The sequence below is a fragment of the Blastococcus deserti genome (genome assembly GCF_042682525.1).
Lineage (GTDB): Bacteria > Actinomycetota > Actinomycetes > Mycobacteriales > Geodermatophilaceae > Blastococcus_B > Blastococcus_B deserti.
Genome location: NZ_JBHUHP010000015.1, coordinates 175,875 through 187,672, shown reverse-complemented (window position 1 = coordinate 187,672; position 11,798 = coordinate 175,875). Strand labels below are relative to the sequence as shown.

Genomic DNA, 11,798 nt, shown 5'->3' with positions numbered 1-11,798 from the left:
CGGTGACGAGGTCGGCGGCGAAGATCTCCAGGCAGGCCTCGATGAGCAGCTTCTCGGTGAACGGGTCGCCGACCTGGACGCTGGGCCGCTTGGCCGGCCCCTCGGCGTCGAAGGTCTCGCTGGCCAGGACGCTGACGCCGCCGATGCCGTCGCCGCCGGTGCGCGCGCCGAAGAGGATGACCTTGTTGCCGGCGCCCTCGGCCCTGGCCAGCCGGACGTCCTCGTGCCGCATGACGCCGACGCACAGCGCGTTGACCAGAGGGTTGCCGGCGTAGCACTCGTCGAAGAGCAGCTCGCCGCCGATGTTGGGCAGGCCCAGGCAGTTGCCGTAGCCGCCGACCCCGGCGACGACGCCGGGCAGGACGCGGGCGGTGTCCGGCGCGTCGGCGCGGCCGAACCGCAGCGAATCCATGACGGCGATGGGACGGGCGCCCATGGTGAGGATGTCGCGGACGATGCCGCCCACGCCGGTGGCCGCGCCCTGGTAGGGCTCCACGTAGCTGGGGTGGTTGTGCGACTCCACCTTGAAGGTGACCGCGTAGCCGTCGCCGACGTCGACGACGCCCGCGTTCTCGCCGATGCCCACGAGCAGCGCGTCGCTGGGCGGCAGGTCGCCGAACCGGCGCAGGTGCACCTTCGACGACTTGTAGGAGCAGTGCTCGCTCCACATCACCGAGTACATGGCCAGCTCGGCGGTCGTCGGGCGGCGACCGAGGATGTCCCTGATGCGGGCGTACTCGTCGGCCTTCAGGCCCAGTTCGGCGTAGGGCTGCTCGTCGTCGGGGGTCTGCACCGCCAGCTCGACGGTGTCGAGCCGGTGGCTGAGCCGGCCGGGGCCGGTGTCGAGGTCGGAGAGGCCCGCGGTCGCGCTGGCCTGCCCCGCCGTCACGTCCGCGCTCACGCGTTCACGACCGCCTTCAGGACGCTGGTGAAGAAGCCCAGGCCGTCGGTGCTGGGCCCGGTGAGCTCCTCGATCGCATGCTCGGGGTGTGGCATCAGGCCGACGATCCGGCCGTTCTCGCTGGTCACGCCGGCGATGTCGCGGCTGGAGCCGTTCGGGTTGCCGTCGACGTAGCGGAACACCACCCGGCCCTCCCCCTCCAGCCGGTCCAGATCGGGCTCGGCGGCGACGTAGCGCCCCTCCCCGTTCTTCACCGGGATGACGATGCGCTGGCCGACCGAGTAGTCCGACGTCCAGACGGTGTCGTCGCGCTCGACCACGAGCACCTGGTCCCGGTTGCGGAAGTGCAGGTGGCTGTTGCGGGTGAGCGCGCCGGGCAGCAGGCCGGCCTCGCACAGCACCTGGAAGCCGTTGCAGATGCCGAGCACCGGCAGGCCCTGGTGGGCCCGGGTGACGACGTCCTGCATCAGGGGCGCACGTGCGGCGATGGCGCCGGCGCGGAGGTAGTCGCCGTAGGAGAAGCCACCGGGGAGGACGACGGCGTCGACGTCCTTGAGGTCGTGGTCGGCGTGCCAGAGGACGACCGGGTCACCCCCGGCCAGCCGCACGGCGCGGGCGGCGTCGACGTCGTCCAGGGAGCCCGGGAAGGTGATGATCCCGATGCGCACGAGCAGTTCCGTTCAGTCGGTCGGGAGATGCAGTTCGACGTCCTCGATGACGGGGTTGGCCAGCAGGGTCTCGGCGATCTGCCGGAGCTCGGCCTCGTCCGGCGTCCCGTCCACCTCGAGCACGAAGTGCTTGCCCTGGCGGACGCTGCGCACCCCGTCGTGCCCGAGCCGGCCGAGTGCGCCGAGGACCGCCTGACCCTGGGGGTCGGAGATCTCCGGCTTGAGGACCACGTCGACGACCACCCGGGACACGCCGACGAGGGTACCCACTCCCCGGGACGACCCCGCCGCGGCGGCGAGATCTGCACACTCGCCGTCCCCGGACAGCCGGATGACGTCCCGGTGTCGCAGTGGCCTGCCGGAGATGCCGGCCGCTCGCGCCATCGCCCGCGTCGCTGGGTCGCCGGGGGGGTTTCGCAAGGTCTCCGCAAGGCCGGCGCAACGCCCGCACAGGACTGCTCCCCCACAGGGGTGAAGCCCCTTTCCGGGCGTTCCAGGGGGTCCCGGCCCGCCGTAGACCTGTCTCGAACCGACGGCGCACGGCCGTCGCTGCGCACGATGAGAGAGGTCCCCGAGATGAAGCTTTCCAAGCGGGCCAGCGTGATCGCCCTGTTCCTCGTCGCCGTCGTGGCCGGCGGCGTCGCATCGGCCGCCTGGCTGGTCAGCGGCACCGGGACGGCGTCCTCCCAGGCCGCCTCCGCGGTCAGCCTCACCGTCACGGCGGGGACCCCGACGGCGTCCCTCTACCCCAAGCCGGCGGCCGGCTACGGCTCGGGCACCGTCGGCGCCGTCCAGGCCAAGGTCGACAACCCGAACCCGTTCCCGGTGCAGCTGACCAGCGCCACGATCGGCGCCGTCAGCATCACCCCGCTCAGCGGCCGCACCTGCGCGGCGAGCAACGTGGTCGGGCTGGGCACGATCGCGCTCGCGACGCCGGTGCTCCTGCCGGCGAGCTCGACCGGCACCGTCGTCACCGTCCCGGGTGCCCTGGAGATGATCTCCACGGCCGAGAACGGCTGCCAGGGCGCGGGCATCACCGCCCAGGTGACGCTCTCCGGCGCCTCGGCCTGACCGCTCGCGGAGGGGCGCCGGACGGCGCTCCTCCGCGGTCGCGCACCACCCACCACCGCAACCGCCCCGAGGAGAGGAGGACCCCGTGCTCCGACGCCTGGCCGTACTGGCCCTCGCGCTGGTCCCGGCGCTCCTCGGGTCCACCGACCCGGCCGCGGCGGCATGGGCGGTCAACGGCGCCGGCCCGGCGAAGTCGCTGGCGGTGCTGGTTCCGCAAGGGGCGCGGCCGACCGTCTCCGAGACCACCGACCCGGCGACCTACCTCCCGCTCTACGTGGTCACCTGGAACACCGGGTTCGTGGCGACCGCCCGGCCGGTGACCGGCTACCAGATCCGCCGGATCGTCTTCCCGGGCACGTCCATCGCGAAGGTGGAGGTGATCGGGAAGGGCACCTGCGCGGGGACCACGGTGGACGGGCTGCCCAACGTCTACGTCCCCGGGTCGCCCGGCACGGCCACCCAGTCGTGCACGGACGCGGAGGGCTACGCCAAGGGCGACGTCCAGTACACGGTGACCCCGGTCTACGGCCGGTGGACCGGCCCGACGTCGAGCCCGTCCGCGATCTACAGCTGAGCCGGGATCAGCCGAACCGGCGGCCGGTGAGCTGCTCGTAGGCGGTCACGTAGCGCTCGCGGGTGGCCGCGACGACGTCGGCGGGCAGCTCCGGTGGCGGCGAGACCCGGTCCCAGCCCGACGACGTCAGCCAGTCCCGCACGTACTGCTTGTCGAACGAGGGCTGCACCGAGCCCGGCGACCAGGTCGCGGCCGGCCAGAAGCGCGAGGAGTCGGGCGTGAGCACCTCGTCACCCAGCACCAGCGCACCGCCGGAGGAGACGCCGAACTCGAACTTCGTGTCCGCCAGCACGATGCCGGCCCCGTACGCGATCTCGGCGGCCCGCGAGTACAGGGCCAGCGTCAGCTCCCGCAGCGCCTCGGCCCGCGCGGCTCCCACGGCCGCGACGACGGCGGAGAAGTCGATGGCCTCGTCGTGCTCCCCCACCTCGGCCTTGGTCGACGGCGTGAAGACCGGAGCAGGCAGCCGCGAGCCCTCGACCAGCCCGGCGGGCAGTGCGACGTCCCGGATCGACCCGGTGCGCTGGTACTCGGCCGTGCCGGACCCGGAGAGGTACCCCCGCGCCACGCACTCGACCGGGAGCATCTCCAGCCGCCGGACCAGCATCGCGCGCCCCGCGACCTCGGCCGGGACGTCGGAGGCGCTGATCAGGTGGTGCGTCGCCCCGAACGACGCCAGGACCGGCGCCAGCTGCTCGAACCACCACACCGACAGCTGGGTGAGCACCCTGCCCTTGTCCGGGATCGGCGTGGGCAGCACGTGGTCGTAGGCCGAGATCCGGTCGGACGCCACCAGCAGGAGCCGGTCGGCGCCGGCGTCGTAGATCTCGCGCACCTTGCCGCGCGCGACCAGCGGCAGGCCGATCACTTCAGGGCCGCCAGCCGGTCGAACAGCGGGCCGAGGTTGGTCACGTAGCGCTCCGGCCGGCAGATCTCGTCCAGCCGCGCCTCGTCCAGCGTCACCGACGAGGCGGCGGCCCGGGTCCGGAGCGTCTCCCGGAAGGGGGTGCCGGTCTGCCACGTCTCCATCGCCGCGGACTGGACGAGCGCGTACGCGTCCTCGCGGGACAGCCCGCCCTCCACGAGCTCGAGCAGGACCGACGAGGTGTAGATCAGCCCGCCGGTGGACTCGAGGTTCGCGCGCATCCGGTCGGCGTCGACCACCAGGTTCTCCACGAGCCCGGCGGTCAGGTGCAGCAGGTAGTCGGTGGTGATCGCGGCGTCGGGCAGGAAGACCCGCTCGGTCGAGGAGTGCGAGATGTCCCGCTCGTGCCAGAGCGGAATGCCCTCCATGACCGGCACGATCGCCGCGCGGACCACCCGCGCCAGTCCGGCGATGCGCTCGGAGCGGATCGGGTTCTTCTTGTGCGGCATCGCGCTCGAGCCCTTCTGGCCCGACCCGAACGCCTCCGACAGCTCACGCACCTCCGTCCGCTGGCCGTGCCGCACCTCCAGCGCGATCGCCTCGCAGACGGTGGCGATGATCGCCAGCGCCGACACCCACTCGCTGATGCCGTCGCGCAGCACCACCTGGGTGGACGCGTCGGCCGGCCGCAGCCCCAGCGCCTCCGCGACCCTGACCTCGACCGAGGGGTCGATCAGCGAGTACGTGCCCACCGCGCCGGAGATGGCGACGACGCCGACCGAGTCACGTGCCGCGCGCAGCCGGTCCCGCGACCGCGCCATCGCGAAGGCGAGGTCGGCGACCCGGTGCCCCCAGACGTCCGGCTCGGCGTGCACGCCGTGCGTGCGGCCCACCTTGATCGTGTTCCGGTGCGCGAGGCCGTGGTCGCGCAGGGCGGCCACCAGCCGGTCGGCCTTGACCAGCAGGACGTCGGTGGCGTCGGTGAGCTGGACCGCCAGTGCGGTGTCGAGCAGGTCGGACGACGTCATGCCGTGGTGCACGTACGCGGCCGCGGACCGGGGCTCGGTGTTGTCGGCCCACGCGGTGAGGAAGGCGATGACGTCGTGCTGCGTCGTCTCCTCGATCTCCGCGACCCGCTCCGGCGTCGGCGGCGGGGCGTGGCGCACCGGCTCGACCACGTCGGCCGGCACGCGCCCGGCCGCGGCGTGCGCCTCGAGCACGAGCGTCTCCACCCGGCACCAGAGCTCGTACTTGTGCTGGTCGCTCCAGACCCGGCCCATGTCGGGGAGCGTGTAGCGCTCGATCATGCGGGTACCGCCTGCCACTGCTCAGCTCGTCGCGCCACGGGACCATCCTCCCGCAGGGCTGGTGTGATCATGGACGGCCCCTACTCCTGCCCGGAGGTGCGCGATGCGCCGACGCGCCCGTGAGCTGACCGCCCGCGCCCGGGAGCGGATCCGGGCGGCGCGCGAGCACGACCCGCACGCGTGGGAGCACTCCCACGGCGGCGGGGATCCGGAGCCCATCGACTTCGTCCAGGACCCCTACGAGGACGAGCCGGTCGACGGCGAGCCAGCGGGGTCCACCCGGCCGCCGCTGGGCAGTCCCGAGCCCGGCGCCCCCGACCTGGACGGGCCCGTCGGTCCGGGCGGCGTCAGCGGCCCGCCCGCCCGCGTCACTCCCGAGGGAGGCCGGCCCCGGCGTCCCGCGCCGGCGTCGCGATCGGCACCGCCGCGGCGCGCCCACGCCGAGGACGACGTCCCGTTCGGCCTGCGGACGGCGGCCGCGTGGTCCTGGCGGCTGATCGTCGTGATCGCCGGCTTCTACGTGCTGCTCTACGCCGCCTCCTACGTCGGGGTCGTGGTGATCCCGGTGATCGTCGCCCTGCTGCTGGCCGCGCTGCTGCAGCCGGGAGCCGCGGCCCTGATCCGCCGGGGCTGGCCGCGCGGTCTCGCGGCGTCCGCGATGCTGCTGGTGGGGCTCGCGGTGGTGGCCGGGATCATCACGCTGGTCGTGGAGCGGATCAGCGCGGGCTTCGCCGACCTGGCCGACCAGGTGACCCAGGGCATCGTGCAGGTGCAGTCGTTCATCGTCCGCACGTTCCCGATCACCCGGGGCCAGCTCGACGCCGCGGTGACCAGCCTCCAGGAGGCCCTGGTCGCCAACGAGGAGGAGCTCGCCTCCGGCGCGATCACGACCGCGACCACGGTGGGGCACGTCTTCACCGGCATCGTCCTGGCGCTGTTCACCCTCTTCTTCTTCCTGAAGGACGGCCGCTCCATCTGGCTGTGGCTGGTCGGCCTCTTCCCGGCCGCCTCCCGGGCATACCTGGACGAGGCGGCCCGGCGGGCCTGGCGCACGTTGATCTCGTACGTGCGGGCCACCGTCGCCGTCGCCCTGGTCGACGCGGTCGGCATCGGCATCGGGCTGGCCGTCCTCGGGGTCGACCTGGTCATCCCGCTCGCGGCGCTGGTCTTCCTGGGCGCCTTCATCCCGATCATCGGCTCGTTCCTGGCCGGGACGGTCGCCGTGCTGGTGGCGCTGGTCACCCAGGGCCCGATCACCGCGCTGATCGCCCTGGTGATCGTCGTGGCCGTCATGCAGCTGGAGGGGCACGTCCTGCAGCCGCTGCTGCTCGGGCGGGCCGTGCACGTGCACCCGCTCGCCGTCGTGCTGGCCATCGCCGCGGGCCTGCTGGTCGGCGGGATCTTCGGGGCCCTCGTCGCCGTGCCGGTGGTGGCGTGCGCGAACGTCGCCGGCACCTACCTCAGCCGGCGGCACGAGGGGCCCCGGCCACCGGAGCCGCGACCGGAGCGCGCGCGCCCGGCGGTCACGACGACGTAGCGGCGCCTCAGGGAAGGGTGATGCGGCCCTCGACCGCGGCGAGCGCGATGTCGGTGCGCCAGTGCGCGCCGGCCAGCCGGATCCCGGCGACCCGCTCGTAGGCGGTCTGCCGGGCGGCGGCGAGGTCGGGCCCGACGGCCGTCACGGACAGCACCCGGCCGCCGGCGGACACCACGCTCCCGTCGGCGGCGAGCGCCGTGCCCGCGTGCAGCACGCCCTCCCCGCCGGCGCCGGTCACGGGGTCACCGATCCGCGGGACGTCGGGATAGCCGTGCGCCGCGACGACGACGGTCACCGCCGCCCCCTCCCGCCAGCGCAGCGGCGGATGGTCGGCCAGCGTGCCCGTCGCGGCGGCGTGCAGGAGGCCGGCCAGCGGCGTCTCGAGCAGGGGCAGGACGACCTGCGTCTCGGGGTCGCCGAAGCGGGCGTTGAACTCGACCACCCGCACGCCGCGGGAGGTCAGCGCCAGACCGGCGTAGAGCAGGCCGCTGAACGTCTCGCCGCGGCGGGCCATCTCGTCGACGGTCGGCTGGAGGACCGTCGCCAGCACCTCGTCGACCAGCTCGGGCGGCGCCCACGGCAGCGGGGCGTAGGCGCCCATGCCGCCGGTGTTGGGGCCGTGGTCGCCGTCGTCGCGGCGCTTGTGGTCCTGCGCGGGCACCAGGGGCAGCACCGTCGTCCCGTCGGTGACGGCGAACAAGGACACCTCCGGCCCGTCGAGGTACTCCTCGACCAGGACCGCGCCGCCGGCGTCGAGGATCCGGCGCCCGTGCGCCGCCGCGGTCGCGCGGTCGTCGGTGACGACGACGCCCTTGCCGGCGGCCAGGCCGTCGTCCTTCACGACGAACGGGGCGCCCACCTCGTCGAGCACCGTCTCCAGCTCGGCCGGGCCACCCACCGGCCAGGACCGCGCGGTCGGCACCCCGGCCGCGCCCATGACGTGCTTGGCGAAGGACTTGCTGCCCTCCAGCTGCGCGGCCTGCGCCGACGGCCCGAAGCAGGCGATACCGGCGTCCCGGACGGCGTCGGCGGCCCCCGCCACCAGCGGCACCTCCGGGCCGATGACCACCAGGTCGGCACCCCAGGCCGAGGCGACGCCCGCGACGGCGACCGGATCGGCGGCGTCCACCGGCAAGGGTTCGGCCACCGCGCGGGTACCGGCGTTCCCCGGCGCGCACGCCAGCGCGCTCACCGCGGGGTCGGAGGACAGAGCCACGCACAGGGCGTGCTCCCGGGCACCGGAGCCGATCACCAGCACGCGCACGGCTGGCGACGCTACCCAGCGGGGCTCACCTGCCGACGCGCGGCCGGTTCGGCAGCTCGCGCTGGGCACGGAACCGGGTCCGCAGGCGGGCGTGTTCCTCCGCCCGCGCCCGGGCGTCGACGCGGAGCAGCTGGCGGCGCGCCTCGGCCTGCAGCTTCCGCCACCCGGTGAACCGGGCCGGGTCCAGCCGGCCCTCGGCGATGGCGGCCGCGACCGCGCAGCCCGGCTCACCCCGGTGCCCGCAGTCGCGGAACCGGCAGCCGGCGGCCAGCTCGGCCACGTCGGCGTAGGCGGTGTCCACCCCGTCGGCGTCGTCGTAGAGCGCCAGTTCCCGCATCCCGGGGGTGTCCACGAGCAGTCCGCCGCCGGGCAGCACGTGCAGCTCGCGCGCCGTCGTGGTGTGCCGGCCCCGGCCGTCCTCGCGGATCTCCCGCGTTCCGGCGACCGGTCGCCCGGCCAGCGCGTTGGCGAGGCTGGACTTGCCGACCCCGGACGGGCCGACCATGGCCGCCGTCCGGCCCGGCCCGAGCAACGCGCGGACGGCGTCGACGCCCGCTCCCGTGACCGAGCTCACCGGGAGGACGTCGACGCCCAGCGCGTCCTCCCGGACCGCTGCCACCGCGGCGGCGACGTCGTCGCACAGGTCGGCCTTCGTGAGGACGACGACCGGTGTGGCGCCGCTGTTCCACGCGACGGCGAGGTAGCGCTCGACCCGCCGGAGCCGCGGATCGACGGTGAGCGCGTCGACGACCAGGACGACGTCGAGGTTGGCCGCCACGACCTGGGCCGTCGAGGTCCGCCCGGCGACCGTGCGCACGAAGGCGCTGCGCCGCGGCAGCACGGCCACGGCCAGCTCACCGCGCAGCGCCACCCAGTCGCCGACCGCCGGGGCCCCCAGCACGGACGCGTGCAGCGACGTCCCGGGCACCACCCGCAGCTCGCCCTCGGCGGTCAGGACGGTGAGCCGCCCGCGGTCGATCCGCGCCACCCGGGCCGGTGCCGTACCGGCCGGTAGGAGGCCCTGGTCACACCCGTCCCAGCCGAAACATGAGAGATCCGTCACGTCGCGCATAGTGCGTTGCTGGTCAGCGTTGTGTCACTTGAATTGGGGAGGACTCGTCGGCTCCAGTTCACTCCCGAGTCATCCGATTAAGGTTCTGTGAAGGACATGCGCGCGACCGAGTCGCTGGCAGTGCGACCAGCGACCCGCCTTCCCCGTCCTGTCGTCATCGGGCACCGCGGTGCCCCCGCCTACCGCCCCGAGCACACGACCGCCAGCTACGAGCTGGCGATCGACCTGGGTGCCGAGGTGATCGAGCCCGACGTCGTCGTCAGCCGCGACGGTGTCCTCGTCGTCCGCCACGAGAGCGAGCTCTCCTGGTCCACCGACGTCGACAGCCGCTCGGAGTTCGCCGACCGCCGCACCACCAAGCTCATCGACGACCGGCCGTGCACCGGCTGGTTCGCCGAGGACTTCACCCTCGCCGAGCTGCGCACCCTGCGCGCCGTCGAGCGCATGCCGGAGTACCGGCCGCTCAACGCCGCCTACGACGGCCGGTTCGGGATCCTCACCCTCGCCGAGGTCGTCGACCTGGCCCGCACCCGCTCCACCGACGAGCGCCGGATCCGCGTGCTCGCGGAGCTGAAGCACCCCGGCTGGTCGGCCGAGCAGGGGCTGCCGATGGCCGAGCTGGTCAGCGAGGAACTGCGCCGGCTGGGCGCGACGGACGAGCACGGCCCGGTGATGGTGCAGTCCTTCGACGCCGCCGTCCTCCGCGAGCTGCGTGCCCGCCTCGGCGCGCACGGCCCCCAGCTGATCCAGCTGATCGACGACCACGCCGCAGGCGACCGCCTCGTCACCCCCGCCGCGCTGCGGGAGATCTCCACGTACGCGCAGGGCATCGCCCCGAGCGTCGAGCGGATCCTCGGGTGCGGTGGGCCCGCCGGGCGACGCTGCGACCTGGTGGAGCAGGCGCACGCCGCCGCGCTCACGGTCTTCGCCTGGACCCTCCGGGCCGAGAACGCCTTCCTGCCCGCGCACCTGCGCATCGGTGACCTCCCGGAGGCCCTGGGCGACGCGATCGGCGTGGCCCGCCAGCTGCTGGCCCTGGGCGTGGACGGCCTGATCACCGACTCCCCCGACCATGCCCGTCAGGCCGTCGCGGAGATCCAGGCCGCCGCACTCAATTGACGGCCCTCCTGCAGGGTCCCGCCGTGAGCCTGCGAACGGTGGGGGGCAGGAGGGTCCTTACTCGATGAGATCGTTGATCACGACGTTCTCGTCGCGGCCGGGGCCCACACCGATCACGCTGATCCGCGCCCCGGCGAGCTCCTCGAGCCGGCGCACGTAGGCCTGCGCGTTCTTCGGCAGCTCGGCGAAGGTCCGGCAGTGCCGGATGTCCTCGAACCAGCCCGGCATCTCCTCGTAGACCGGCTTCGCGTGGTGGAAGTCGGTCTGCGTCATGGGCATCTCGTCGTGCCGGACGCCGTCGACGTCGTAGGCCACGCAGATCGGCACGCTGTCCAGACCCGAGAGCACGTCGAGCTTGGTCAGGAAGTAGTCGGTGATGCCGTTGACCCGGCTGGCGTAGCGGGCGACGACGGCGTCGAACCACCCGCAGCGGCGGTCGCGGCCGGTGGTGACGCCGACCTCCCCGCCCTGCTTGCGCAGGTACTCGCCGTTGGCGTCGAAGAGCTCCGTCGGGAACGGGCCGGAGCCGACGCGGGTCGTGTACGCCTTGAGGATCCCGACGACCCGCTCGATCCGTGTGGGGCCGATGCCCGAGCCCGCGGCCGCCCCGCCGGCGGTCGGGTTGGACGACGTCACGAACGGATACGTGCCGTGGTCGACGTCCAGCAGCGTGCCCTGCGAGCCCTCCAGCAGGACCCACTCGCCGGCGTCGAGGGCCTTGCCCAGGAGCAGCCGGGTGTCGGCGATCCGGCCCTTGAGCTGCTCGGCGTAGCCGGCGTACTCGTCGACCACCTCGTCCACGTCGATGGCCTTGCGGTTGTAGACCTTGACCAGGATCTGGTTCTTCTCCTGCAGCGTGCCCTCGAGCTTCTGCCGGAGGATCGAGAGGTCGAGCAGGTCCTGCACGCGGATGCCCGTGCGGGCCACCTTGTCGCCGTAGGCGGGGCCGATGCCGCGGCCGGTGGTGCCGATCTTGCGCTTGCCCAGGAAGCGCTCGGTGACCTTGTCCAGGGCCCGGTGGTGGGGCATGATCAGGTGCGCGTCCGCCGAGATGACCAGCCGTGAGGTGTCCACTCCCCGCTCCTCGAGGCCGGCGAGCTCACCGATGAGCACCTGCGGGTCGATGACCACCCCGTTGCCGATGACCGGCGTGCAGCCGGGCGTGAGGATGCCCGACGGGATCAGGTGCAGGGCGTATCTCTCACCGTCGGGCGTGATCACCGTGTGCCCGGCGTTGTTGCCGCCCTGGTAGCGAACGACGTAGGGCACGCGGCCACCGAGCAGATCGGTGGCCTTGCCCTTGCCCTCGTCGCCCCACTGGGCACCGATCAGCACGACAGCCGGCATCGGGTCCTGGTTCTCCTCGGTCGTCGGGGTGGTGCGGCGGGTGGCGCCTCGGCACCAGGCGGTTCCCGGCCGG

Annotated in this window: 12 protein-coding genes; 4 read left to right on the top strand and 8 right to left on the bottom strand. The window is 73.7% G+C overall.

Annotation, left to right across the window (positions count from 1 at the left end; translation table 11 throughout):
- From ACFSHS_RS15640 to purS, 3 genes are all read right to left on the bottom strand, one after another.
- On the bottom strand, nt 1–901 hold a 901-nt coding region (locus tag ACFSHS_RS15640), incomplete at its 3' end, for an AIR synthase related protein (protein WP_376878010.1).
- Entirely contained in the window at nt 898–1,569 is a 672-nt protein-coding gene (gene purQ / locus ACFSHS_RS15635; protein ID WP_458199671.1) for a phosphoribosylformylglycinamidine synthase subunit PurQ, read from the bottom strand. The genes ACFSHS_RS15640 and purQ, both read right to left, overlap by 4 nt.
- A gap of 12 nt (nt 1,570–1,581) precedes the next feature.
- Nucleotides 1,582–1,821 (bottom strand): phosphoribosylformylglycinamidine synthase subunit PurS, encoded by a 240-nt coding sequence (gene purS / locus ACFSHS_RS15630; RefSeq protein WP_376877980.1) that lies wholly within the window; start codon nt 1,819–1,821, stop codon nt 1,582–1,584.
- 324 nt (nt 1,822–2,145) lie between these two features.
- On the opposite strand from purS, the gene ACFSHS_RS15625 reads away from it, so the two are divergent.
- Both ACFSHS_RS15625 and ACFSHS_RS15620 read left to right on the top strand, forming a co-directional pair.
- Nucleotides 2,146–2,640, top strand: coding sequence for a hypothetical protein (locus ACFSHS_RS15625; protein ID WP_376877977.1), 495 nt, complete (start codon nt 2,146–2,148; stop codon nt 2,638–2,640).
- A gap of 85 nt (nt 2,641–2,725) precedes the next feature.
- Nucleotides 2,726–3,214, top strand: coding sequence for a hypothetical protein (locus ACFSHS_RS15620; protein ID WP_376877974.1), 489 nt, complete (start codon nt 2,726–2,728; stop codon nt 3,212–3,214).
- A gap of 7 nt (nt 3,215–3,221) precedes the next feature.
- Here ACFSHS_RS15620 and ACFSHS_RS15615 read toward each other — a convergent pair whose 3' ends face one another.
- Both ACFSHS_RS15615 and purB read right to left on the bottom strand, forming a co-directional pair.
- Complete coding sequence (locus ACFSHS_RS15615; protein WP_376877971.1) at nt 3,222–4,082, bottom strand: phosphoribosylaminoimidazolesuccinocarboxamide synthase; 861 nt, start codon at nt 4,080–4,082, stop codon at nt 3,222–3,224.
- On the bottom strand, nt 4,079–5,404 hold the full coding sequence (gene purB / locus ACFSHS_RS15610) for an adenylosuccinate lyase (RefSeq protein WP_376877968.1): 1,326 nt from the start codon (nt 5,402–5,404) through the stop codon (nt 4,079–4,081). The genes ACFSHS_RS15615 and purB overlap by 4 nt, the downstream gene beginning before the upstream one ends.
- 85 nt (nt 5,405–5,489) lie before the next feature.
- Between purB and ACFSHS_RS15605 the strand changes: the two genes are divergently transcribed.
- Entirely contained in the window at nt 5,490–6,923 is a 1,434-nt protein-coding gene (locus ACFSHS_RS15605; RefSeq protein ID WP_376877965.1) for an AI-2E family transporter, read from the top strand.
- 7 nt (nt 6,924–6,930) lie between these two features.
- Here the strand turns inward: ACFSHS_RS15605 and purD are convergent, their stop codons facing one another.
- Both purD and rsgA read right to left on the bottom strand, forming a co-directional pair.
- The gene (gene purD / locus ACFSHS_RS15600) at nt 6,931–8,187 is read right to left on the bottom strand and encodes a phosphoribosylamine--glycine ligase (RefSeq protein WP_376877962.1); all 1,257 of its coding nucleotides are present in this window, start codon (nt 8,185–8,187) and stop codon (nt 6,931–6,933) included.
- Nucleotides 8,188–8,212: 25 nt separating this feature from the next.
- Nucleotides 8,213–9,259: a ribosome small subunit-dependent GTPase A gene (rsgA, locus tag ACFSHS_RS15595; RefSeq protein ID WP_376877959.1), complete on the bottom strand. Its 1,047-nt coding sequence runs from the start codon at nt 9,257–9,259 to the stop codon at nt 8,213–8,215.
- Between the two features lie 96 nt (nt 9,260–9,355).
- Between rsgA and ACFSHS_RS15590 the strand changes: the two genes are divergently transcribed.
- Nucleotides 9,356–10,378, top strand: a complete 1,023-nt coding sequence (locus tag ACFSHS_RS15590) for a glycerophosphodiester phosphodiesterase family protein (protein WP_376877956.1) — start codon at nt 9,356–9,358, stop codon at nt 10,376–10,378.
- Between the two features lie 57 nt (nt 10,379–10,435).
- On the opposite strand, the gene ACFSHS_RS15585 is transcribed toward ACFSHS_RS15590, so the two are convergent.
- Complete coding sequence (locus ACFSHS_RS15585) at nt 10,436–11,725, bottom strand: adenylosuccinate synthase (RefSeq protein WP_376877953.1); 1,290 nt, start codon at nt 11,723–11,725, stop codon at nt 10,436–10,438.
- Nucleotides 11,726–11,798: the final 73 nt, after the last annotated feature.